This is a genomic window from Viridibacillus sp. d25.2 (assembly GCF_055456015.2).
Genome location: NZ_CM196652.1, coordinates 4235521 through 4260233, shown reverse-complemented (window position 1 = coordinate 4260233; position 24713 = coordinate 4235521). Strand labels below are relative to the sequence as shown.

Genomic DNA, 24713 nt, shown 5'->3' with positions numbered 1-24713 from the left:
TCTAGCAAGTAGTCTTTGCGATGAAATGCTATACTAACAAGATAAAGGAGAAGGAGGAATTTTGTGGGGAAGAGAATCGGGTTTGGATTAATCGCGTTTCTACTATATAATGCACTAGTTTATTATTTAGGCTGGAATGTATATACATGGCTCCATGTGGCCTTTTCTTTTGAGGGACAATTCGTTTTTGGAGTAATTTGGGTCATCGTTGCTTATAGTATTCTTATTGAACGAATTCATCATAAGCTACGTGTATTTAAAATTATAGGGAGCTACTGGATGATAGTTATTCAGTATGGCTTGCTGTTGTTCCCAATTGCGAATTTACTTGTGTGGCTATTGCCAGGAGCACAATCAAAATGGCTTGGTTATGTTGTAGCCGCTTTATTGATTGTCATTGTAGCCTTCGGTAGCTATATGGCATACTCACCAGTTGTAAGAAATCTTACTATAAAAATAAAAAAAACAAATCCGATAAAAAAACAGTTACGTATGGTCATTGGATCAGATTTCCACTTAGGCATATTATCAAATAAAACGCATTTAAAACGCTTTGTAGAATTGTCCAATGAAGCAAAACCAGATGCTGTCTTTCTAGTTGGTGATTTAGTTGATGATGATCCCGTTTGGTATGTGGAATATGGGATGAGTGAAGTGATGAAGCAATTGAAAAGTACATATGGTGTATATGGAGTTTTAGGCAATCATGAATATTATGGACGCAAAATTCCATTATTTGTTCATGAAATGGATAAATCTGGCGTAAATATTTTACAAGATGAAACAATTCTAGTGGCAGAGTCGTTTTATGTTACAGGAAGAGAAGACAAAACAAATACGAATCGTGCATCGCTAGAAACGTTAGCATCAACTATTGACCATAAATTACCTTGGATTGTTATGGACCATACGCCCACTGATATTGAGACGCCGAGCAAACTCGGTGTGGATGTACATTTGTCAGGACATACACATTTAGGACAAATGTGGCCTAATCAATACATTACACGAAAAACGTTTGAACACGATTATGGTTATAAATTAAAGGCTTCAATGCATACAATCGTGTCATCGGGATTCGGATTTTGGGGACCACCAATTCGTACGAATAGCCGTTCAGAAATGTGGGTAGTAGACGTCGAGTTTTGTGAGTAATTTTTAACATAACGGTAAAAATTAAAAGATGTTGATTATGGTATGATAGTTTAGCTAGAAATGGCGTGAGGATTCGGCATTTTAATTATTAAAAGAATAAGGAGATACTATGGACTTTATTGAATTATTAAAGGCTCTTATTTTGGGCTTAGTAGAAGGTGTGACGGAGTTTGCACCCGTGTCATCTACAGGACATATGATCATTGTTGATGATATGTGGTTAAAAACCGAAGAATTTTTAGGAATGTATTCTGCTAATACATTTAAAATTGTTGTACAGTTAGGCTCTATTTTAGCGGTTGTAGTAGTCATGTGGAAACGATTATTAAGTTTAGTAGGTCTTTATAAAATTAAAGGTCAACCAGCAAATCGTAAATTTAACTTAATACATGTTATTGTGGGAATGTTACCCGCAGTTATTTTAGGATTTGCGTTCAAAGATTATATTGATGACTATTTATTTGGAGTAAAACCGGTTATTTTCAGCTTAGTAGCAGGTGCGATTTTAATGATTGTTGCAGATAAATTTGGGCCGAAAAGACCGACAGTTACTACGTTAGATAAAATTTCATACGGTCAAGCATTAAAGATAGGTTTAGTACAGTGTTTATCATTATGGCCAGGATTTTCACGTTCAGGAGCAACCATTTCAGGTGGGGTAATACTAGGTTTAGATCATAAAACGGCAGCCGATTTTACATTTATCATGGCTGTTCCGATTATGGCTGGTGCTAGCTTAGTATCAGTTTTGAAAAACTGGGAGTATGTGTCGATGGACGATATTGGATTTTACGCAGTAGGATTCATTAGTGCATTTGTTTTTGCATTACTATCGATTAAGTTCTTCTTAAAATTAATCGACAGAATAAAATTAACGCCATTTGCCATCTACCGTATTATTTTAGCGATTGTATTAGCGATTATCGTATTTTAATAAAAATTGAGTCTACCCTTTCTAAAGAGGGTAGGCTTTTTTTGTATAGACATGGTCCTTCTCATGGAATTTTCATAATGACATGGTACTATGAAATAAAAAAACGGTTGGTGAAAATAATGGTTGAGCGCATTTTAATCATAGAAGACGAGGAAAAAATTGCACGCGTATTGCAGCTGGAACTAGAATTTGAAGGTTATGAAACGGGAATTGCTCATTCAGGAACAGACGGACTTATATTATATCGGGAACAGCAGTGGGATCTACTTCTTCTTGATATTATGCTTCCAGGTTTAAATGGTCTGGATGTATTGAAGCGAATTCGTGCGACAGAATTTAATACACCTGTTATTATGCTCACTGCTAAAGATGATGTTGAGGATAAAGTGACAGGTCTGGATCTGGGCGCTAATGATTACATGACAAAACCTTTTGAAATTGATGAATTACTAGCGAGAATTCGCGCTGCCCTTCGCTTTAAACCACAACAACAGGAATTTACGGAAGAGCAGGATGAATTTTTCCACGAGTATAAAGACTTATCTATACATGAACAGACACGTGAAGTTAAAAGAAATGGTCGTTCTATTGATTTAACTCCTAGAGAATATGAATTGTTACTTTATTTAATCAAGAATCCAAAACAAGTCCTTTCACGTGAGCAAATCTTAGATGCTGTATGGGGTTATGATTATTATGGGGATACCAATGTCGTAGATGTTTATATACGCTACTTACGGCAGAAGGTCGATAAAGCTAGTAAACATGCTCTTATTCAAACAGTCCGTGGTGTGGGTTATGTACTAAAGGAGCAGGTGAATGAAGCTTAAGACGAAAATTCATGTTTTCTCGTCTCTTGTAATGTTGATTATTCTTGTGCTTACGATGATCGGAATTTATTTCTTATATGAAAAAATGGCCTATGACACAGAGTACAACCAACTATTATCTGAGTCAAAAGAGCTTGTAACTTCTATTAGTCAGACAAGTAAAGTAAATGACCCAGCTACGATATTACGTGCCTATATTCCTCCAAGGGGGGCTGTAAGAGCTGTTGGTTTAAATGGTAAATCACTCATTACTGTACAATCTACCGAAGGTATGAAGGATTATCATCCCAATATTGATGAGTATAAAAGATACTCAGTGGAAAAATACGAAGGTATACCAGTATTATCAATGAGTATGCCCGCAATTTGGGTTGACGGTTCGGTGGTGCATATTCAGATGCTACAATCCATGAAGGATGTAGCACGAAATCTAGAATTGTTACGGCTTGTATTACTTGGTGTAACAATTTTAGCGACAATTCCCATTGTACTATCAAGTATGACGCTAGGGCGTATTGTTACTAAACCAATTAATCGGCTGATTGCTACAATGCAGGAAAGCCAAAAGTCAGGAACTTTTGAAAAGATAAATGTAGAAAATGACGGCCGAGATGAAATGGCTGAAATGAGTCGTACCTTTAATGAGATGATGTTTCAGTTGGAGCAAAACTATCGTAAACAAGAGCATTTCGTATCGAACGCCTCTCATGAATTAAAAACACCTTTAACTGTAGTTGAAAGCTATGCGCGTCTATTAAAACGTCGTGGTTTTGATAATAGAGAAGTGGCAAATGAAGCTGTACAAGCAATTTTAAGTGAGTCCATTCGCATGAATGAAATGATAAAACAAATGCTGGAATTAGCTAAAAATAGGGAGAATATCCCGCTAACAACTGCAGCAGTTGATATTTATAAAGTGTTAGATGATACACTACATCAAATGCATCAAGCATATGGGAGAGAATTTAACTTATTAGGAAATGGTCCAGCGATTACGAAAACTGATGAGCAAAAGTTAAAACAGTTATTTTTTATATTCTTAGAAAATGCGCGCCATTATAGTGAAAGTGAAATCAATGTAAGCGTAGCAAAAGAAGGAGCGCAATTTGTTGTCCGTATTCAAGATTTCGGCCAAGGCATTGCTAAAGAGAACATTCCTCATTTATTTGATCGTTTTTATCGAGTTAGTGAAGACCGTAATCGCAAAACAGGTGGTACTGGTTTAGGACTAGCAATTGCACATGAAATTGCTGAGCGTTTAGCTATCAACATCACAGTATTAAGTACACTAGGTGAAGGAACTACAATCGTCTTGCAATTTGAAAATAGTAATGAGGAGGAACAATGATATGCGTATCCGCGAAAAACTATCAATATTATTCATTGTGACACTCATCATTATTGCGACGATTCTTAGTATCATGATCTGGAACAAACTAACGAAAGAAACACCTCTTACAACAGAAGAAATTCATAATAATATTGAAATGATGTATGGTGGGGAAATTATCTCGTTCCTTAGTATAAACAATCAATATCGAGTGAAGCTTCAAAGAAATAACAAGCTTTATCAACTTAATGTTGATGCAGATTCGGGTAAAATTCTGCAGATGACTCAAAATAAATCGGATCATAAAGTAGATTCAAACTATATACCAGAAACTGAAATACGAAAAATTATAAAAGAACAATATAACGGGAATATAAAAAAAATCTCACTCAATACAAATAGGGAAGAACCCGTTTACCAAATAGAGATAGTAAATGATAAAGAGCATATTAACTTATTAATAGATGCGATTAACGGGGAAGTTTTATCAGAAATTCAAGGAGATACAGAGCACGATTCTTCACTCTTAACTAAAGAAGAAGCGATTACTATTGCTAAGAAAAAACTAAAAGGGACTGTCGATGAAGTTTCTTTTTACGATACGAGTGATGGTGGATATTATATAGTGGAGATTGAAGGGAACGACAAAGATGCAGAATTTCAAATTCATGCCGTTTCTGGAAAAGTGATTTCGACTACGTGGGATTAATAATTTCTCATCAAATTCTAATCTTTTTCTCCTTATTCTTTCATTTTCATTGTGTAAAGTATAAGTATCAAGGAGGAGGCAATTAATTATGAAAAAAATGATTACGGTATTAGCAATTACAGGTTCACTTGCAGTATCTGGAGTAGTTGCGGCAGCAGGAATTCAAGCTAACTCAGGTAAAATTTTATCTTCAGAAGAAATCTCGAAAAAAGCACTTAGCTACGTAAAAGGTACAGTTTACAAAGTTGAATTGGATAAAGAAAAAGGTACTCAAGTATATGAAATCGATGTACAGGGTAAAAACAATAAAGAATATGAACTAAAGTTAGATGCAAAAACTGGAGAATTACTAGAAAAGAAAATGGAAATCTCAAAAGTATCTAATACAGTAAATGAGAAACAGGTAATTGGATTAGCAAAAGCGAAAGAAATAGCATTGAAATCGGTTAAAGGCTCTGTCAAAAAAGCGAAATTAGATAGAGAAGATGGTATTTACGAAATCGAAATCATTAGAGCAGGATATGAATACGAATTTGATATCAATGCGTACTCAGGCAAAATTGTGAAAAAAGAAAAAGAGAAGATTTCGAAAAAAGTAGTAGCTGGCAAAGTAATTGGTTTAGAAAAAGCAAAACAAATAGCTCTAAATAATGTTGGCGGTACTGTACAAAAAGCCAAATTAGATAAAAGTGATGGCGTATACGAAATCGAAATTATTAATGGTACAACAGAATATGAATTTGAAATCGATGCAAAAACAGGGAGTATTATTAAGAAGGAATCAGAAGTAGCAGACGATGTAATCACAACTACTAAACCAAGCACTGGCAATACGACAAAACCTTCAACAACTAGCAACGTAATTGGTATTGCAAAAGCGAAAGAAATTGCTTTACAAAGTGTTGATGGTACTGTGAAAAAAGCAAAATATGATCAAGAAGACGGCGTATATGAATTTGAAATTCTAACAAATGAATATGAATATGAAATCGATGTAGATGCAGTAACTGGAAAAGCTACGGTTACAGATAAAGAAAGAATTACAAAAGCACCAAATACAACATCATCTTTCATCGGGGAGCAAAAAGCTTCCCAAATTGCTTTAACAAAAGCAAAAGGTACAATTACTAAAATAGAATTAGATGAAGAAGATGGCGTTTATGAAATTGAAGTAAAAGATGGTATGTATGAATACGAATTAGAAATTGATGCTATGACTGGTGCCATTCTAGACTTCGAAAAAGATTACGAAGACGATTAATTTCTTTGAAAATAGAACTTCGGCTACCCAAAAAACGATTTTGGGTAGCTTTTTAATATTCTATTATATAAAAACAATTCCTTTTTCCTGCTTTGTAAAATCAAAATAGTTTATATAGGAAATTTTAAAACATTTTTTGTAGGTCTTTTGCTTTCATTTACTTTAATTAAGATTTTCTACTTGTATGATAGGAACACAATATGTTAGATTAGATTAATCGATAGAACACAAGATATAGTATGTGAGCGAAAAAAGGTACCATATACGGTTTAAAAGGGAATTCGGTATAGAAACCGAAGCTGTCCCCGCAACTGTGAATGCGGACGACTGTTAATTAACCACTGAGCAATGCTTGGGAAGGATGACAGTCGGATGATGCATGAGCCAGTAGACCTGCCTTTTTCGCATGACGACACTTTCTTCGGGGGTTGAGAAGTGGAAGCGAGAGACTTTGCATTGAACAAATTACTTTTGATTTCAAAAGTACTTTTTTGTTGTGATTTCAACTGTTTCCAATTTTAAAACTTAGAGCGATGGCTCTGCCGAAGAAGGCAGATTCATCGCTTTTTATATTTGTAAAAAAGGAGACGACAAAATGGTCCAATTAATGACATATGAAAGAGCAACATTATTATCTCGCTTAGAGGAAGAGTTCGGAAGAGAAGAAATCAGTTTGTTAATTCGAAAAGCTGAACGTTGGGAAGAAAAGAATCCAGAAGGTACTGATGCTGAATGGACAAAGGCGATGAGCCTAGAAGCATTAAGTTATTTAGATGAAGAGGATACTTATTGGACTTTCGTTGCAGCTCGTTTATTATTAGCGGGCGTTTATAGAGAAGCGTCTGTGGTACGTCAGCTAGAAGTTGGACAAGTATACACAGCATTTGCTAAACAAGTTGAAAAGCTTGTTGAAAAAGGTTTATATGATCCAACTTTAACGGATTCATATACAAAACAGGAGCTTGATGAGATCGGCTTAATGCTTGAACCTAAACGAGATGAAATTTTTACATATATCGGCTTAAAAACGTTGTTAGACCGTTATGTAACATGTGACTATAACAAAACACCAATTGAATTGCCACAAGAGCGTTGGATGATTATTGCAATGACACTTATGCAAAATGAAAAAACAGATCGTCTAGCAAAAATTAAAGAATCTTATTGGGCGATGAGTAATTTATATATGACAACTGCAACGCCTACATTATCAAATGCTGGTAAAACACATGGTCAATTATCAAGTTGCTTTATCGATACAGTTGATGATAGTTTACAAAGTATTTATGATTCAAACACTGATGTTGCGACACTTTCGAAATTTGGCGGTGGTATCGGTGTTTATATGGGGAAAGTACGTAGCCGTGGCTCATCTATTCGTGGCTTCAAAGGTGCATCAAGCGGAGTTGTTCCTTGGATTAAACAATTAAATAATACAGCAGTATCAGTAGATCAACTAGGTCAACGTCAAGGTGCGATTGCGATTTACCTGGATATTTGGCATAAAGATATTTTCCCATTCCTTGATTTGAAATTAAATAACGGGGATGAGCGTATGCGCGCACATGATATTTTCACAGGTGTTAGCTTACCAGATATCTTCATGGAAGCTGTTGAAGCACGTGAAGATTGGCATTTATTTGACCCTCATGAAATCCGTGAAGTAATGGGCTTTAATCTAGAAGATTATTATGACGAAAAACGCGGACAAGGATCATTCCGTGAAAAATATGAATCTTGCTTAGCGAACCCAAAATTAACACGTGAAGCAGTACCAGCAATTGATATTATGAAACGCATTATGCGTAGTCAGTTAGAAACTGGCGTGCCATTTATGTTCTATCGTGATGAAGTAAATCGTAAAAACCCAAATAAGCATGAAGGCATGATCTACTCAAGTAATCTTTGTACAGAAATTTTCCAAAATATGAGCGCAACTCAGTTCGAGTCAATTACATTAGAGGATGATGTTATTGTAACTCGTCGCAAACCTGGAGATTTCGTTGTATGTAATTTATCATCTATCAATCTTGGACGAGCTGTACCTGCTGAAGCTTTAGAAAGATTAATCCCTATCCAGGTACGCATGTTAGATAATGTTATCGACTTAAATCGTATTCCGGTTCCACAAGCAGAACGTACAAATGCACGTTACCGAGGTATCGGACTTGGTACATTCGGTTGGCATCATTTATTGGCACTTAAGAGCATTGCATGGGAATCTGAGGAATCAGTTGAATTTGCGGACAAGCTTTATGAGCAAATTGCTTACTTAACTATTCAGGCTTCAATGGAAATAGCAAAAGAAAAAGGTCAATATCCATTATTTGAAGGTTCAGACTGGCAAACAGGTGAATACTTCACAAAACGTCAATATAAAGGTGAAAAGTGGGCAGCATTACAACAAGCAGTTGCCGAAAATGGTATGCGTAACGGATATGTAATGGCTATCGCGCCAAACTCATCAACATCAATTATTGCTGGTAGTACAGCAAGTATCGATCCAATCTTCCAAAAATCTTATTCAGAAGAGAAGAAAGATTATAAGATTCCAGTAACTGTTCCTGATTTGAACCAAGAAACAACTTGGTATTACAAATCTGCTTACTTTATTGATCAAAACTGGACTTTAAAACAAAACGCAGCACGTGCTCGTCATGTCGATCAAGGTATTTCGTTGAATATATATGTACAAAATACAGTAAAAGCTAAAGAACTATTGGAATTGCACTTAAATGCTTGGAGATTAGGCATTAAAACGACTTACTACGTTCGCTCAACTTCAGTTGAATTATTAGAATGTGAATCGTGTGCAAGCTAGGGGGAATTAAAAATGACAAAGCTAGAACAACGAAAATTAATGGATAAAACAGCTCCTAACCGTTCAACAGGTATTGTAAACGGGAGTTCTTCTAATATATTAAACTGGGATGATGTTCGCTTTAGCTGGGCATATCCAAAATATAAACGTATGCTAGGTAACTTCTGGACACCTTTCGAAATTAATATGGGGAACGATATTAAAGAGTTCCCAACATTAACAGCGAATGAAAAAGAAGCGTTTATGAAAACCATCGGATTACTTGCAATGTTAGATAGCGTTCAAACAGATTATGCAGGAAAAGTAGCGGATTATTTAACAGATTCGAGCTTAAATGCTTTAATGATTATCCTTGCACAACAGGAAGTAATTCACAATCACTCTTACTCTTACATCCTTTCAAGTTTAGTATCAAAAGATGAGCAGGATAAAGTATTCGATTTCTGGCGTACAGAGCCCGTCTTGGAAAAGCGAAACGATTTCGTTATTAAAGGTTATAAAACATTTTCTGAAGAGCCAAATATCGACCATATGTTAAATTCCATCGTCTATGATGTTATTTTAGAAGGTTTATTCTTCTATTCGGGCTTCGCATTTTTCTATCATTTAGCACGCAATCAAAAGATGGTAGCAACGAGTACGATGATTAACTATATTAACCGTGACGAACAGCTTCACGTCGATCTTTTCGTGAAAATTTATAAAGAATTATTAGAAGAATATCCTGAATATGATACGCCAGAACGTGCTAAGCAAGTTGAGGCAATCTTCAGGGAAGCAGCTGCACTTGAAATTGAATGGGCTAATGAAGTAATTGGCGATAAAATTGATGGCTTAGATGTGGATGATGTGGAAGATTATATTTATTTCTATACAAATGTCCGTTGTTCACAATTGGGTTATGAAAGACCATTCGAAGGATACCGAAAAAATCCGATGAAATGGATTAAAGCATATGAAGATGTTGATTTAGGAAAAACGGATTTCTTCGAACAACGTTCTCGTCAATACGTGAAGGTAAATGTTCAAGATAATGGTTTTGATGAACTATAAAAAAGATATTGATCTGAAGATGAGCGTGCGCTGTATATAGCGCTCATTTTTTTCCAAAAGAGACTAGTTAAAAATAACTGTGAGAAAATTCTAATCGATAATACTGTCTTAATAGACATTTGAAATTTTGTCTATAAAGACAGTATTTTTTATGCCTTTTTATCAGAATATTTAGATAGTATGATAAGCTTTTATAAAGTTTTTTAAAGGAGGAAGTTTGGATGAAACCCTTAGTTTGGATTACTAGACAATTATCAGAGGAGGGCATTGCACCACTACGAGAAATTGCTGAAGTAAAGATGTGGCCATCTGCGGAACACCCGATGCCCGTTGACGAATTAAAAAAAGCATCAGCAGAAGCGGACGCAATATGGGTTTTGATTTCTGATCAAGTGACCCAAGAAATTATAGAACAGGCACCAAAGTTAAAAATAATCGCTAATTTAGCAGTTGGCTATAATAATATTGATATTAAAGCTGCAAAGGAGAAGGGCATTGTTGTAACAAATACACCAGATGTATTAACAGGAACTACAGCTGATCTAGCCTTCGCTTTAATGCTAGCAACAGCCCGTAGAATTCCGGAAGCAGAGCAAGAAGTACGCACAGGGAAGTGGACAGGCTGGTCTGTTACTCAACTTACAGGAATGGACATTCATGGTGCAACTTTAGGTGTTATTGGAATGGGGCGTATCGGTGAAGCAGTGGCAAGACGAGGAATGGGTTTTGATATGAAAGTTTTATACTACAATCGTACAAGAAAACATGAAGCTGAAGGGAAGTATGGCTTTGAGTATGCCGAGCTAGAAACATTACTGAAAGAATCGGATTTTGTGGTTATATTAACCCCATTAACGCCAGAAACAAAAGGCCTTATTGGTAAAAATGAAATTGCATTGATGAAACACAGCGCAATTCTTGTTAATGTTGCACGCGGTGGAGTTGTGGATGAACAAGCATTATATGAGGCTTTAATAAACAAAGAAATTTGGGCAGCAGGGCTTGATGTATTTGAAACAGAGCCAGTCCCAAAGGATCATCCACTACTTACATTACCAAATGTCGTAGTGCTTCCCCATATAGGTAGTGCCTCCATTCGCACAAGAAATAATATGATGGCAAAAAACGTCGAGTCACTTATAGCGTGTTTACAAGGAAAAGAAATAAAGAATAAAGTAAAATAATGTGAAAATGTGCCGGGAGGATTCTTAATCCACGGCACATTTTCTTGTCATAAAATATTTAATTCTTGGAAGCCTTTCTTTGCATCAGTACTAAGAAGAATAGAATTGGTAAAATAAATAGTACAGTAGATGCAATACCACTAGCGATTGTTGTATATAGTGCTAATAAGCCAATAATAGGTCCTCCAGCAATTTGTCCAATGGCATCAAGTTGCCCGAACATAGACAAAGCAGTTGCGCGACCTTGTGCTTCTAATCTTTCATTTGTCATTACACTCATTAGCGGGTAGTTAATATCGCGAAGAGCACCAGCTATCCAGAACGTTAGAAGTGCCAGCAAAAAGTTTGAGCTAAAGGCAAATGCAAGCATTGCTACTATTAATAAAGCATTAGCAGTCAAAAGAATGACAGGATAATTTTTATTAAAATGCCTTTCCACAAATTTTAAAACGACAATGTTTAATAAGTGCGCTACTGCAAAAAAAGCACCAAACCAGTAGATTGATTCGTCCTCAGGTAAACGGAAGTTTTCAATAAAGTGAGCACCCCATAACCGATCAAACCCTTCACTCGCCAATCCCAAAAGTATAGTTATTATCGCGATACTTACTAGCGTTGTATTTCCTTTGATTTGCCGCGCGCCATGTCGGATGGTTGTTATTAAATGACGAATGGCAGATATATCTTGTTTTCGTGAAATTTTGACAAACTTTGTCTCCGGCATTGTGAACAAAGCACCGAAAGCTAGCAATATTAATAATATCCCAGCGATAATAATTGTGACCTGTACTGAAAATACAGTAGCAATACAAACACTTATCAAAATACCAATAAAACTACCTAAAGACCTGAATTGAGCACCTTTTAGAAATACCGAATCTAAATTTTTACCATCTAATTCATCTGCAATCCATGCCTCTTCAGCACCGCTTATAAACGTCCACCCTAACCCCCACAAACCAGAAGCGATAGCAATCGACCAAAATGAAGGGAAAATCCCTTCAAGCAAATGTGCAATGCCAATAATAAAAGTCCCGATGATTAAAGATCGTTTGCGGCCAAAGTGATCAGCAACTAAGCCAGTTGGCATTTCACAAAGAAATACGGCGACCTCCATAATCGTTCCAATAAGTACCAGCTGTAAAGGGTTTAATCCTGCATTTAAAACGTAATAAATTGCGTTCAGTGTGAATACCATTTGTATTAGCAGTGAACGTGAACTTGTGATTGCAAAATAAAATCGTTGTGTTTTCAATTTTTTTCCTCCGTATTAGTAAAATAATGGAGGTCAAACTCTCATTGTTAAGACAGCATGCCCTCCGAGTTGTCTTTGAAAGTCATTAAAGTGATTGTCATATTCGTCCACTCCTTTTTTGAAATTATTGTAAGTATAACACGTTAAAATGAAAGAGTTAAAATATATTTGGATATAATATCCATTGATAGTGGGGGTTATTTCGAGTAGGAGAGTGCTAGGTAAATAGCTTTTTTGGACAGGTCGAATGAAGTTAATCTTATTTTGTAATAAAAAAACCCACTCTAACAATAGAGTAGGTTATGTCTTTAGTTGAATTTTTGGGACGAGTATCTTCAGCAGTTATTTGTTACTGAATATGTTGAATATTCCGCCAATACCGCCCTCGTCTACTGATTTGTTGCCTGGTACTTGTGGAGCGGCTGCGAATACACGGCTTGCTAAACGGCTAAATGGTAGTGATTGGATCCAGACAGTTCCTGGTCCACGAAGTGTTGCAAAGAATAGACCTTCACCGCCAAATAGGGCAGTTTTTACGCCTTTGACCATTTCGATATTGTAATCAACGTCTGCCGTCATTGCGACAAGACATCCTGTATCTACACGTAAAGTCTCACCGACTTGTAGGTTTTTTTGAATGATTGTACCGCCTGCATGAACAAAGGCCAGGCCATCTCCTTCAAGTTTTTGCATAATGAAACCTTCGCCTCCGAAGAAACCCGTGCCTAACTTACGCTGAAATTCAACGCCAATTTCGACACCTTTGGCAGCAGCTAAGAAAGCGTCTTTTTGACAAATAACTTTGCCGTTATACTGGCTTAAGTCTAACGGAATAATTTTCCCCGGGTAAGGAGAAGCAAAGGAAACATGTCTTTTACCTATTCCTTCATTTGTGAATGTTGTGATGAATAAACTTTCACCTGTTATAAGACGTTTTCCGGCACCCATTAATTTACCCATGAAGCCACCGCCGTTATTTGAAGCGTCGCCAAAAACAGTTTCCATGGAAATGCCATCTTCCATCATCATTAATGCACCGGCTTCAGCAATAACCGTTTCTTGTGGATCTAACTCAATCTCTACAAATTGCATATCATCGCCGTATAATTTGTAATCAATTTCATGATTATTCATTTTGATTATTCCTCCGCTTCTTTCAGATACTATTAATAATACGATTCGAGATTTTAAAAGGTTTCATGATTTCAATGTTAAAAAACAAACATTTTCAATTTAATAAAAATAAAGGGTATTTCGGTTTTTTGTAGAAAATATATACAAGAAAGCGTTTTCATTTAAAGGGAGGAATGAATTTGAAGTTGCAAAACTTTATCGGAGGTCAATGGGTAGCCTCAGAAGATCTAAAATTCGTACCCGTTATTAATCCTGCAAATGGTGAGGAATTGGCTCAAGTGCCTATGTCTTCAACAGCAGTTGTGGGGGAAGCGGTAGCTGTTGCAAAAAAGGCTCAAAAAAGTTGGGCACTAGTACCAGCACCGAAACGCGCAGATTATTTGTATGCAATTGGTTTAAGGATGAAAGAAAAGAAAGAACATTTAGCTCAGGTGCTAACAAAAGAGATGGGAAAAGTTATTGAAGAAGGTCGAGGAGAAGTGCAAGAGGGTATCGATATGGCTTTTTATATGGCTGGAGAAGGGCGACGATTGTTTGGGGAAACAACGCCGTCAGAGTTAGCCAATAAATTTGCGATGAGTGTCCGTTCTCCAATTGGTGTCGTTGGCCTAATTACACCTTGGAATTTCCCTGTTGCAATAGCGACTTGGAAGTCATTCCCTGCAATTGTTGCGGGAAACACGTTCATTTGGAAACCTGCTACCGAAACGCCAATGATGGCTTATGAAATGGCTAAAATTTTTGAAGAAGTAGGTTTACCAGATGGCGTGGCTAATGTTGTTTTTGGTTCTGGTTCAGAAGTTGGAACGGCATTAATCGAGCATCCAGACGTCAAAGTCATTTCGTTCACAGGTTCAACTGCTACGGGTAGTAAGGTAGCGGAGTTGGGCGGCCGCCATTTAAAGAAAGTTTCTTTAGAAATGGGTGGCAAAAATGCAGTAATAGTCATGGATGATGCTGATTTGGAACTGGCTGTTGAAGGTATTCTGTGGAGTGCATTTGGTACAGCGGGTCAACGTTGTACAGCATGTAGTCGAGTGATTGTGCATAAAGATGTAAAAGCAGAGCTGGAAGAACGCCTCCTAACAGCTATGCAACTATTAACAATTGGTGATGGTTTAGACGAGTCAGTGAAAATTGGTCCGGTTATTAATAAAACAGCTTTACACAAGATTAATAGTTATGTAGAAATTGGACGACAAGAAGGTGCGAAGTTACTTGCAGGTGGCAATATATTAACTGGTTTGTCTTTCGATCAAGGATTTTACTACGCACCAACATTATTTACCGATGTGAAATGGAATTCTCGTATTGCACAGGAAGAAATTTTCGGACCGGTTGTCTCATTGATCGAAGTAACAAGTTTAGAAGAAGCTATTGAAGTTAATAACAGTGTGCAATTTGGGCTATCAAGTGCCATCTTTACACAAGATATTAATCGTGCATTCCAAGCACAGCGTGATTTAGATACGGGTATTGTATACGTCAATGCTGGTACAACTGGGGCGGAAATTCATCTTCCTTTTGGTGGCACAAAGGGAACAGGGAATGGTCATCGTGATTCTGGTGTTGCAGCACTTGATGTTTATACTGAATGGAAAAGTATATACATCGATTACAGTGGAAAGTTGCAGCGGGCACAAATTGATACGGAATAATAACAAAAAAGGGGGACAATCAGATGAAGGTAGCAGTATTAGGTGCAGGTTTAATGGGGAAAGAGGTTGCGCGTGATTTAGTTAAAAATGACAAAGTTGAAAAGGTGTACTTAGCAGATCTAGATGTCGGGAAAACAACATTATTTGTTGAGTTATTGAAGTCAGATAAATTAGAAGTGCTACATCTAGATGCCAATGATGAAACGGAATTAAAATGGGTAATGGCAAAGGCAGATGTAGTGATCAACGCGCTATTTTATACATTCAATGAAAAAGTCGCACGTACGGCAATCGAAGTGGGTGTGCATTCAGTCGATCTTGGCGGGCACATTGGCGGTGCAACAAATGCTGTTTTAAATTTATCTGATGAGGCTAAGGAAAAAGGTATTACAATTATTCCAGACTTAGGTGTTGCACCAGGAATGATAAACATTTTAACTGGTTATGGAGCATCAAAATTAGATAATGTTAACTCCATTAAAATTTTTGTTGGAGGTATTCCGGTAGAAAAAGAACCACCGCTGGATTATAATATTGTGTTTTCTCTAGAAGGGGTATTCGATCATTATACTGATCCTTCACATGTTATTCGTGGTGGGAAATTACAGGAAATTGCTTCATTATCAGAGATAGAAAAGATTTATTTTGATGGCTTTAACGGACTTGAGGCTTTCCATACTTCGGGAGGGTTATCTACTTTGGCACAGACCTTCCCAAATGTGAAAACGTTGGAATACAAAACAATCCGCTATCAAGGTCATGCAGAAAAGTTCCAGCTACTCGTAGATTTAGGTTTAACGAATAAGGACACAACAGTTAATGTTGATGGTCAAAGCATCAAAGCACGAGATGTTTTACGTGAAGTGTTACAAACTAAAATGTCCCTTGGTGATAAAACTGATGCGGTATTATTACGAGTGATTGTCTCAGGCGAAAAAGGTGATGAATTTGTTTCATACGAATATGAATTGATCATCAAGAAAGACAAAGAAACAAATGAAACAGCAATGGCATTAGCAACTGCAAATACAATTTCAGTAGTTGCTCAGTTAGTAGGCGATGGTACGATTTCAAAACGTGGAGTGTATCCACCAGAGAAAGTAGTTCCAGGCGAAAAATACATGGAAGAAATGAAAAAACGTGGAGTATCCATTAAAGAAACTAAGCATCGTTCAACTAATATTGTAAAGGGTTAAAGTTAACTCTGAATATAAGTTTTATATCATAGATAAAATCTAAATATTAATCTAATAAAATAGCTAAAAACACACATTATTGATTGAATATTTAGAATTTATAGTCAATAATGTATATTAAGGGTGAATTTTGACAGTAACCCTAAAATATAAATAATAAAGTGTTTGAGTTTACAAATATGACTGCCTAATCTGTTAAAAACCAAAACCAGGTTTTCCGTCGCAGATACATGCCAGTTCAATTTGACTCACAGATATTAATCTGTAGTCTTTTTGAATTGGCTTTTTTTATGCAGTTAGGAAGGGAGGTTAACATTCTTTAAGCAATTAAAAGACATCACTGGATACATCACGTGCAGATTACGGATATACCATCACTTCAAAAAATCTAATTGAAAAGAAGATTACAAATAACAGGAGGAATACAGATGACAAATTTAAATGAGTGGGACAAAAAGCATTTTATTCATCCAACCTCATCTATTCAAGATCAACAAGCGAATGGACCAAAGGTAATTTTTGATAAGAGTGAAGGGATATATTTAACAAGTAAGGACGGTACGAAGTATATAGATGCTATGTCATCGCTTTGGAATGTTAACATTGGGCACGGTCGCAAAGAAATTGCAGAAGCGGCAAAAGAACAAATGGAACAATTAGCATACAGCTCATGTTTCTCAAATTTTAGTAATGAACCAGCGATTCGTCTAGCAAAGAAAATTGCTGATTTAGCACCACCTAGCTTAAATGCGGTATTTTTTACATCAGGTGGTTCAGAATCAAATGACTCAGCAATTAAAATTGTACGTCATTATTGGCGTATTCGAGGTCTACCCGAGCGTCATAAAATCGTTGCATTACGACGAGGATATCATGGTGTATCAGCAGGTGCTACTAGTGCAACAGGTATTCCTGAATTTTGGGACATGGCAGGGAATTTAATGCAAGGATTTGTACATGCAAAATCTCCATATGAAATTGGTACTGAGGCATCCATTCAATCCATTCGCGAAGTAATTGAAGCAGAAGGGCCAGAAAAGATTGCGGCTTTTATGGCAGAACCTGTCCAAGGTGCAGGTGGAGTATTAATACCACCCAAGGATTATTACAAGGAAGTACGTAAAATATGTAATGAATATGGCATTTTATATATAGCAGATGAAGTTATTACAGGTTTTGGACGTACAGGGAAAATGTTCGGAGTTGAAAACTTTGGTGTAGAGCCTGATATTTTATCATTTGCAAAAGGGGTAACGAGTGGCTATTTTCCACTAGGTGGTGTTGTTGTTTCCGACCATGTGCACAATGTACTAAAGGAAAAATCAGAAGGTGTATTATTCCATGGCTTTACCTATAGTGGTCATCCAACAGGCGCGGCTGTTGCTCTAAAAAACCTTGAGATTATAGAACGTGAAAATTTAGTAGAGAACTCCTCTAAAATGGGTGAAGAATTACAAAAAGGCTTTAATTCAATTAAAGAGGAATCTACTATAGTGGGAGATATTCGTACATTAGGCTTACTCGGAGCGATGGAATTTGTGAAGGACCCCTCAACGAATGAACGTTTTCCGGCTGAGTTGAAAGTAGCACCAAGAGTTATTGCGGCATTACATGAACGTGGCGTCATTTGTCGTGCAGTGACTTATGACAATACAGATATCGTATGCTTCTCACCACCATTGATTATTAAAAAAGAGCAGATAGATGACTTGATCACTATATTACGTGAAGCTGTATTAAGTGTTCAACAAGAGGTTGAAGAGCAGCTAGCGACGCTTTAAAAGAATCAATGAAAAACTATTCAAAGCTAGATAGATCAAGAGTATTTCCATTAATAGAGTCTATTGTACCTCAATAGACTCTTATCCGGGGGTGTAAGATGGAAGATCAAAAGCTATTGAAAATTTTAGGTAATAGAGACGTTATGGCGCTTGCTTTTGGAGCAATGATTGGTTGGGGGTGGGTAGTAACAGCTGGTTTATGGATTACGGAGGCAGGCTCTCTAGGTGCAATCATAGCATTTTTAATAGGTGGTTTACTTGTTATTTTTATCGGATTAACTTATGCAGAATTGTCTTCAGCTATGCCGTTATCTGGTGGGGAACTATTCTTCACCTATAGGGCAACTGGCAGAATCACTTCGTTTATAGCAACGTGGGCTATGATTCTTGGGTATGTCTCAGTTGTAGCCTTTGAAGCAGTAGCATTACCAACCGTTTTTGAATATGTAGTACCAGGCTATAGCGTCGGTTACATGTATACAATCGCAGGCTGGGATGTAAATATTACATGGGTAGCCGTAGGTATTCTTGGGTCGATTATCATAGCATGGATTAATTATAAGGGTATGAAGATTACAAGTGTTGTGATGTCGATTTTGACATTACTCATATTAATTTCAGGTGTATTACTTGTTACCGGAAGTTCAATTGCGGGAAGCCCAGAGCATATGCAACCCTTATTTGAAAAAGGCTGGGGTGGCATTATGGCTGTGTTGATTATGACGCCATTTATGTTTGTAGGATTTGATGTGATACCTCAAGCAGCAGAGGAAATTAACCTACCGCGTAAGCGAATTGGACAACTTCTAATCATTTCGGTATTTTTAGCCATTACTTGGTATGTTGCTATTATCTTCGGTGTTTCATACGTGCTAACACCATCAGAAATTGCTAGTTCATCGCTTGTAACAGCAGATGCGATGGCCAAGGCATTTGGAGAGAGTAAGATGATGGGGAATGTCCTTGTGCTTGGTGGAATCGGGGGGATTTTAACAAGCTGGATTGGTTTTTATGTAGGAGGCAGTCGTGCAATTTTCGCACTAGCAAAAGCAGGTATGTTACCGAAGGCATTAGGTGAGCTACACCCTAAATATAAAACACCACATAAGGCAATTTTACTTATTGCTGTCTTAACTACTTTAGCGCCATTATTTGGTCGCCCAGCACTTGTTTGGTTAGTAGACGCGGGTGGTTTTGCCCTAGTTATTGCATGGGTTCTAGTAGCCATTGCCTTCATTATTTTGCGTAAAAGAGAGCCGGATTTAAAACGCCCATTTATATTGCCAGGGGGTACATTGATTGGCTGGTTAGCTGTCTTAATGTCGATTGGTATTTGTATTTTGTATCTACCAGGTATGCCTTCAGCGTTAGTTTGGCCCTATGAATGGGTAATCATATTGGCTTGGGCTGTCTTTGGGGCAGTGTTATATAAAATTTCCATGGTCAAATATGGCGCTACAAATGCAAATAAATTAATGGATCAAGAAATAGAACGTGTGCTATCTGAAGAAGACATTGTAGAAACAAAATCACAAAAGGATACAAATGGGGTATTGGAGGAAGTTTGATTTTTATAAAGAAAAGCGTGATTTTGGGAAAAAATAAGAGATAGGGAGTGTAGCATAGATGAGTCAAGGACTGAAGGCAAAAGTATATGGAATTTATATTAATGGTAAGTGGCGTGCTGAGGATTTAACGACATTAAACGTAGTGAATCCCGCAACTGATGAAATCATTGGCTATGTCCCAAATGGTGGCGAAACGGAGGCGAATGAGGCTATAGAAGCAGCACATGAGGCATTCCAAACTTGGTCTCAAACAACAGCGTATGAGCGAGCAATTTATTTGAAAAAATTACATGCACTAATGCTCGAAAATTTAGAAGAGCTTGCACAAACGATGACCAGTGAGATGGGGAAGCCTATTAACGAATCACGTGGTGAAGTGGCATCAGCTGCGTCCTTTTTAGAGTGGTACGCGGAAGAGGGAAAACGTGTGTATGGCGAGACTATTCCTACACATGTGACAAATAAGCGTCTACAAGTATGGAAAAAACCCGTTGGTGTTGTGGCGGCTATTACACCTTGGAATTTTCCAGCAGCAATGTTGACTCGTAAAATGGGCCCTGCATTAGCGGCAGGATGTACAATTGTGATTAAGCCGTCAGGTGAAAGTCCACTAACAGCTATCAAAATGATAGAACTTTGTGAACAAGCGGGTATTCCAAAAGGTGTTGTCAATTTAGTAACAGGCTCGTCTTCGAAAATTGGGAAGGCGATTATGGAAAATGATAAGGTACGTAAAGTAACATTTACGGGTTCAACAGAAGTGGGTAAGTTATTAATCGAGCAAAGCGCCAAACAGGTGAAGCGTCTATCGTTAGAACTTGGTGGCCATGCACCAATAATTATTTTAGATGATGCCAATATTGAAAAGGCTGTAGAGGGCTCAATTGCCTCAGCATTCCGAAATACTGGCCAAACTTGTGTGTGTGCAAACCGTATTTACGTGCAGGCAGAGGTGCATGACGAATTTGTCGAAAAGTTTGCAGCAGCAGTGAATAGCATGCCAGTTGGTAACGGAGCAAAAGAGACAACAGTGATTGGTCCACTTATTAATCGAGGGAGTTTGGATAAAGTAGCACAACATGTAAAAGATGCAATTGCAAAAGGCGCTAAAATAGTTACGGGTGGACATCAGCTTGATAATCTTGGTGATAACTTCTATGCTCCAACTGTTATTTGTAACGCCAATTCATCCATGATTATTATGAATGAAGAGACATTTGGTCCACTAGCACCAATTCAAAAGGTTAATACTATTGATGAAGCAATAGCGTTGGCAAATGATACACCATACGGTTTAGCAGCATATGTATTTACAGATAGTGTCGCTAAAGGGACGAAACTCATTGAAAAATTAGATTACGGTATTATTGGTTGGAATGATGGTGTACCATCAGCGACACAAGCACCATTTGGAGGTATGAAGGAAAGTGGTATAGGTCGTGAAGGTGGTCGCGAAGGCATCGAAGCATTTTTAGAATCACAATACGTTTCAATTGGTATTGATTAATAGAAGAGGGGACTATTGTAAATTGAATAGTTCCCTCTTTTTTTGTGTAAATCGTTTGAACCTTGATATTGAGGTCGTTTTATAGAGTGAAAGACTTTCAAATTGATAATAAGTATTGTATGATTTTCATATAATTTGGAAATGTCTTTAAGGAAAATGTGTTAAGGGGTTGAACGACTATGAACACGATTTTTATAGCAGGACATGCGAGGCTGCCATCTGGTATGGCTGCACAAAATATTTATGAGACACTAACAATTACTGCAGAAATTGATAAAAAATATGGGGTAATCGTTGCAGCAAGTTGCACATTAGCGACGCAGCATGGGAAAACATTTGTTGAGCAATTACTAAAAGGTCATAGTTTGCAAGATGGTATAACACAACCGGTAGAGGCCGTGAAAACACATTACTTAGGTAAAGCAGGAAATGCATTAATGTCGGCATTAAAAGACTTATATAAACAATATGAATCTTACAAATCGCCAAAATAATTCAGAATTTTCGGGTAGTTATAAATTTACAAAAAAAGAATAGTATAGTAAAATTAAAGATAATACATCATGTTGAAACGTACAAAACGTTCATTACGCGTGATGAAGCAACAATGGTAATAGAAAGCCAATACTGTCTAATCTGTTTGAAGCCTAGCCGGGCTTTATAACACAGATAAGAGCCAGTTCAACTTGACACTCAGTATATTCACTGGAGTCTTTTTGAATTGGCTTTTTTATTGACCTGAAGAGGGGTGACAGGATGTCGGGTGCTTTGGAAAATATCCGTATAATCGATTTGTCTCGAGTACTTGCAGGACCGTACTGCACGATGATTTTAGGAGATTTAGGAGCTGAGGTCATTAAAGTAGAAGCTCCTGATAGTTTTGATGAAACACGAAGATGGGGACCTCCATTCCAAGGTGATGTAAGTGCTTATTATTTAACAGCAAATCGTAATAAAAAGGCAATCACACTCAATTTGAAAGAGAAAGAGGGACGCGAGGTTATTAAAAGACTCGTGCAAGATAGCGATGTCATCATTAATAATTTTAAAACGGGTACTATGGAACGCTTTGGATTAGGATACGAAACGCTAGCTGAGATAAATCCAAGTATTGTTTATTGTTCTATTACCGGTTTCGGTGAAACAGGGCCAGATCGCTATGTACCGGGATATGATTTTATCATCCAAGGGATGAGTGGCCTTATGAGTATTACAGGGACAACAGAATCTGGCCCACAAAAAACGGGCGTAGCAATTACAGATGTACTTACAGGTATGTACGCATGTATTGGTATTCAATCTGCATTACTAGAACGTAGTCGCTCAGGAATTGGTCAAAAAGTCGATATCGCTTTATATGATGCTGCTGTGAGCGCGCTAGTCAATGTGGGAAGTAGTTACTTAATGTCAGGCAATATTCCAACTAAACTTGGTAATGCGCATGCCAATATCGTACCGTACCAGACATTTAAAACAGCCGATAGTGAAATGGTCATTGCAGTAGGAAATGATCATCAGTTTGCAACACTTTGTGAAGTGTTGAAGGTACCAGAATATGCACAGGATACACGTTTTCTTACTAATCCGGATCGCGTAATGCAACGTGATGTGCTGATTCCTTTATTGCAAACAGCTTTTTTAAAGGAGTCTACAGCTCACTGGTATAAAGCATGCAGAGAAAAGAATATACCAGCTGGGCCGATTCAAAATATACAAGAGGTTGAACAGGATAAACAGTTACAGGCACGTAATATGTTCATCTCTTATAATCATCCTACGATAGGTCCAATCAAAATGATTGGGAGCCCATTGAAATTATCAAGAACGCCTGTGACAATCAGACATCATCCACCAAATCCAGGAGAGCACAACGATGAAATTTTACAGCCTTTATTTGAAAAAATAACACTAAAGGGAGAGAGTTAATATGAATTTTGAATTTACAGAAGAGCAAAAAATGTTGAGAAATACAGTGCGTGCTTTTGTTGATAAAGAGATCATGCCTCATATCAGTGAGTGGGATAGTCAAGGCAAGTTTGATCCAGAAATTTTCTCAAAGTTATCGGCTTTAGGCTTAATGGGTGTGTGCATACCTGAAACTTACGGAGGTAGTGGGATGGATTATAATTCATTAGCCATCGTTTGTGAGGAACTTGAGCGTGGTGACACAGCGTTTCGTACAGCTGTATCAGTGCATACGGGTTTAAATAGTATGACTCTACTGCAATGGGGAAATGATGAACAAAAGAAAAAGTACCTCATCCCTCAAGCTAAAGGCTCTAAAATAGGCGCCTTTGGTTTAACTGAACCTGGAGCGGGGTCTGATGTAGCAGCTATGTCTACACATGCAGTGCTTGATGGTGACCACTATATTTTAAATGGTCAAAAAACATGGATTTCTTTATGTGATGTAGCCGATTATTTCATCGTATTTGCATATACAGGTGACCGCTCATTAAAGCACAAAGGAATTTCAGCTTTCATTGTAGAGCGTACGTGGGAAGGCTTTTCTTCGAAAGCGATAAAAGGGAAATATGGCATTCGTGCTGGTAACACGGGTGAGCTATTCTTCGAGGACGTAAAAGTACCTAAAGAAAACTTATTAGGTGAAGAAGGAGAAGGCTTTAAAATTGCAATGGCAGCTTTAGATAATGGTCGTTTTACAGTAGCAGCAGGGGCAGTTGGTTTATCGATGGCATGTATAGAAGAGAGCGTAAAATACTGCCAACAACGTTACACATTTGGCAAACCAATCGGACAGCACCAGCTTGTCAAACAAATGATTGCGAAAATGGAAGCTGGTTATCAGATGAGCCGTCTATTAGTGTATCGTGTAGGTGAGTTGAAAAATCAGGGTGTACGAAATACACGCGAAACGTCTCTTGCAAAGTGGCAGGCATGTGATTTTGCCAATAAAGCAGCAGATGATGCGGTTCAAATTCATGGTGCATACGGATATTCAGATGAATACCCAGTAGCCCGTTTCCTTCGTAACTCAAAAGCACCTGTAATTTATGAAGGAACACGTGAAATCCATACGCTTATGCAAGCGGATTATATATTGGGAGAACGTGAAGATAAGCCATTGAATCAAATGCTACCTAAATGGCCATTTGAAATTGATCACCAATTATGTTAGACTATTCATAATTATTTGAAACGGAGGTGAGGGAAGAATGAAAAACGTTGTGGATGCATATGTTTATACTTTGGTTTTTTTGCCAATTACATGTGCGATTTCTTTCGATTTTGCGAACAACGGGATAAGTGCGCCCATTTTTCAACTAAATCAAATAAACCACAGCTGATTAGCCATTCTTTCTAAGCCATTTTAAGG

Annotated in this window: 20 protein-coding genes and 1 riboswitch; of the genes, 18 read left to right on the top strand and 2 right to left on the bottom strand. The window is 37.4% G+C overall.

Features of this window, described 5'->3' with window-relative positions:
* Positions 1 to 63 precede the first annotated feature (63 nt).
* The 9 genes from ACZLO7_RS20820 (at position 64) to ACZLO7_RS20780 (ending at position 11277) form a co-directional block, all read left to right on the top strand.
* Complete coding sequence (locus ACZLO7_RS20820; protein WP_464939900.1) at positions 64 to 1155, top strand: metallophosphoesterase; 1092 nt, start codon at positions 64 to 66, stop codon at positions 1153 to 1155.
* A 109-nt stretch (positions 1156 to 1264) separates the two neighbouring features.
* Positions 1265 to 2089: an undecaprenyl-diphosphate phosphatase gene (locus ACZLO7_RS20815; protein ID WP_464939901.1), complete on the top strand. Its 825-nt coding sequence runs from the start codon at positions 1265 to 1267 to the stop codon at positions 2087 to 2089.
* Positions 2090 to 2208: 119 nt separating this feature from the next.
* Positions 2209 to 2919: a response regulator transcription factor gene (locus ACZLO7_RS20810; protein ID WP_464939938.1), complete on the top strand. Its 711-nt coding sequence runs from the start codon at positions 2209 to 2211 to the stop codon at positions 2917 to 2919.
* The gene (locus ACZLO7_RS20805) at positions 2909 to 4267 is read left to right on the top strand and encodes a sensor histidine kinase (RefSeq protein ID WP_464939902.1); all 1359 of its coding nucleotides are present in this window, start codon (positions 2909 to 2911) and stop codon (positions 4265 to 4267) included. Before ACZLO7_RS20810 ends, ACZLO7_RS20805 begins: the two co-directional genes overlap by 11 nt.
* A 1-nt stretch (position 4268) precedes the next feature.
* Positions 4269 to 4958 carry a PepSY domain-containing protein gene (locus tag ACZLO7_RS20800; protein WP_464939903.1) on the top strand — a complete coding sequence of 230 codons (690 nt, stop codon included), beginning with the start codon at positions 4269 to 4271 and terminating at the stop codon, positions 4956 to 4958.
* An 88-nt stretch (positions 4959 to 5046) separates the two neighbouring features.
* Positions 5047 to 6219 (top strand): PepSY domain-containing protein, encoded by a 1173-nt coding sequence (locus ACZLO7_RS20795; RefSeq protein WP_464939904.1) that lies wholly within the window; start codon positions 5047 to 5049, stop codon positions 6217 to 6219.
* A 236-nt stretch (positions 6220 to 6455) separates the two neighbouring features.
* Positions 6456 to 6634: riboswitch (cobalamin riboswitch) on the top strand.
* A 156-nt stretch (positions 6635 to 6790) separates the two neighbouring features.
* Positions 6791 to 9040, top strand: a complete 2250-nt coding sequence (locus ACZLO7_RS20790; RefSeq protein ID WP_464939939.1) for a ribonucleoside-diphosphate reductase subunit alpha — start codon at positions 6791 to 6793, stop codon at positions 9038 to 9040.
* Between the two features lie 12 nt (positions 9041 to 9052).
* Positions 9053 to 10093: a ribonucleotide-diphosphate reductase subunit beta gene (locus tag ACZLO7_RS20785; protein ID WP_464939905.1), complete on the top strand. Its 1041-nt coding sequence runs from the start codon at positions 9053 to 9055 to the stop codon at positions 10091 to 10093.
* A 221-nt stretch (positions 10094 to 10314) separates the two neighbouring features.
* Positions 10315 to 11277: a 2-hydroxyacid dehydrogenase gene (locus tag ACZLO7_RS20780; protein ID WP_464939906.1), complete on the top strand. Its 963-nt coding sequence runs from the start codon at positions 10315 to 10317 to the stop codon at positions 11275 to 11277.
* Between the two features lie 58 nt (positions 11278 to 11335).
* On the opposite strand, the gene ACZLO7_RS20775 is transcribed toward ACZLO7_RS20780, so the two are convergent.
* The gene (locus ACZLO7_RS20775; RefSeq protein WP_464939907.1) at positions 11336 to 12532 is read right to left on the bottom strand and encodes an MFS transporter; all 1197 of its coding nucleotides are present in this window, start codon (positions 12530 to 12532) and stop codon (positions 11336 to 11338) included.
* A gap of 342 nt (positions 12533 to 12874) precedes the next feature.
* Entirely contained in the window at positions 12875 to 13666 is a 792-nt protein-coding gene (locus ACZLO7_RS20770) for a TIGR00266 family protein (protein ID WP_464939908.1), read from the bottom strand.
* A gap of 179 nt (positions 13667 to 13845) precedes the next feature.
* On the opposite strand from ACZLO7_RS20770, the gene ACZLO7_RS20765 reads away from it, so the two are divergent.
* From ACZLO7_RS20765 to ACZLO7_RS20725, 9 genes are all read left to right on the top strand, one after another.
* Entirely contained in the window at positions 13846 to 15324 is a 1479-nt protein-coding gene (locus ACZLO7_RS20765) for an aldehyde dehydrogenase family protein (RefSeq protein WP_464939910.1), read from the top strand.
* A 23-nt stretch (positions 15325 to 15347) separates the two neighbouring features.
* Positions 15348 to 16520 (top strand): saccharopine dehydrogenase family protein, encoded by a 1173-nt coding sequence (locus ACZLO7_RS20760; protein ID WP_464939911.1) that lies wholly within the window; start codon positions 15348 to 15350, stop codon positions 16518 to 16520.
* Positions 16521 to 16948: 428 nt separating this feature from the next.
* Positions 16949 to 18301, top strand: a complete 1353-nt coding sequence (locus ACZLO7_RS20755) for an aminotransferase family protein (protein WP_464939912.1) — start codon at positions 16949 to 16951, stop codon at positions 18299 to 18301.
* A 98-nt stretch (positions 18302 to 18399) separates the two neighbouring features.
* Positions 18400 to 19869, top strand: a complete 1470-nt coding sequence (locus ACZLO7_RS20750) for an APC family permease (RefSeq protein WP_464939913.1) — start codon at positions 18400 to 18402, stop codon at positions 19867 to 19869.
* A gap of 58 nt (positions 19870 to 19927) precedes the next feature.
* Complete coding sequence (locus tag ACZLO7_RS20745) at positions 19928 to 21376, top strand: NAD-dependent succinate-semialdehyde dehydrogenase (protein ID WP_464939914.1); 1449 nt, start codon at positions 19928 to 19930, stop codon at positions 21374 to 21376.
* A gap of 179 nt (positions 21377 to 21555) precedes the next feature.
* The gene (locus tag ACZLO7_RS20740) at positions 21556 to 21870 is read left to right on the top strand and encodes a DUF3870 domain-containing protein (RefSeq protein WP_464939915.1); all 315 of its coding nucleotides are present in this window, start codon (positions 21556 to 21558) and stop codon (positions 21868 to 21870) included.
* A gap of 262 nt (positions 21871 to 22132) precedes the next feature.
* On the top strand, positions 22133 to 23302 hold the full coding sequence (locus ACZLO7_RS20735) for a CaiB/BaiF CoA transferase family protein (RefSeq protein ID WP_464939916.1): 1170 nt from the start codon (positions 22133 to 22135) through the stop codon (positions 23300 to 23302).
* A gap of 1 nt (position 23303) precedes the next feature.
* A complete protein-coding gene (locus tag ACZLO7_RS20730) occupies positions 23304 to 24515 on the top strand; it encodes an acyl-CoA dehydrogenase family protein (protein ID WP_464939917.1) in 1212 nt (403 codons plus the stop codon).
* Positions 24516 to 24552: 37 nt separating this feature from the next.
* A complete protein-coding gene (locus tag ACZLO7_RS20725) occupies positions 24553 to 24684 on the top strand; it encodes an RAxF-45 family protein (protein ID WP_511261370.1) in 132 nt (43 codons plus the stop codon).
* The last annotated feature ends 29 nt before the right edge of the window (positions 24685 to 24713 follow it).

Excerpts from the sequence above, each read along its gene's own strand:
- ACZLO7_RS20815 (WP_464939901.1), top strand. The coding sequence starts at position 1,265 with ATGGACTTTATTGAATTATTAAAGGCTCTTATTTTGGGCTTAGTAGAA.
- ACZLO7_RS20810 (WP_464939938.1), top strand. The coding sequence starts at position 2,209 with ATGGTTGAGCGCATTTTAATCATAGAAGACGAGGAAAAAATTGCACGC.
- ACZLO7_RS20805 (WP_464939902.1), top strand. The coding sequence starts at position 2,909 with ATGAAGCTTAAGACGAAAATTCATGTTTTCTCGTCTCTTGTAATGTTG.
- ACZLO7_RS20800 (WP_464939903.1), top strand. The coding sequence starts at position 4,269 with ATGCGTATCCGCGAAAAACTATCAATATTATTCATTGTGACACTCATC.
- ACZLO7_RS20795 (WP_464939904.1), top strand. The coding sequence starts at position 5,047 with ATGAAAAAAATGATTACGGTATTAGCAATTACAGGTTCACTTGCAGTA.
- ACZLO7_RS20785 (WP_464939905.1), top strand. The coding sequence starts at position 9,053 with ATGACAAAGCTAGAACAACGAAAATTAATGGATAAAACAGCTCCTAAC.
- ACZLO7_RS20780 (WP_464939906.1), top strand. The coding sequence starts at position 10,315 with ATGAAACCCTTAGTTTGGATTACTAGACAATTATCAGAGGAGGGCATT.
- ACZLO7_RS20770 (WP_464939908.1), bottom strand. The coding sequence starts at position 13,666 with ATGAATAATCATGAAATTGATTACAAATTATACGGCGATGATATGCAA.
- ACZLO7_RS20760 (WP_464939911.1), top strand. The coding sequence starts at position 15,348 with ATGAAGGTAGCAGTATTAGGTGCAGGTTTAATGGGGAAAGAGGTTGCG.
- ACZLO7_RS20755 (WP_464939912.1), top strand. The coding sequence starts at position 16,949 with ATGACAAATTTAAATGAGTGGGACAAAAAGCATTTTATTCATCCAACC.
- ACZLO7_RS20750 (WP_464939913.1), top strand. The coding sequence starts at position 18,400 with ATGGAAGATCAAAAGCTATTGAAAATTTTAGGTAATAGAGACGTTATG.
- ACZLO7_RS20745 (WP_464939914.1), top strand. The coding sequence starts at position 19,928 with ATGAGTCAAGGACTGAAGGCAAAAGTATATGGAATTTATATTAATGGT.
- ACZLO7_RS20740 (WP_464939915.1), top strand. The coding sequence starts at position 21,556 with ATGAACACGATTTTTATAGCAGGACATGCGAGGCTGCCATCTGGTATG.
- ACZLO7_RS20735 (WP_464939916.1), top strand. The coding sequence starts at position 22,133 with ATGTCGGGTGCTTTGGAAAATATCCGTATAATCGATTTGTCTCGAGTA.
- ACZLO7_RS20730 (WP_464939917.1), top strand. The coding sequence starts at position 23,304 with ATGAATTTTGAATTTACAGAAGAGCAAAAAATGTTGAGAAATACAGTG.
- ACZLO7_RS20725 (WP_511261370.1), top strand. The coding sequence starts at position 24,553 with ATGAAAAACGTTGTGGATGCATATGTTTATACTTTGGTTTTTTTGCCA.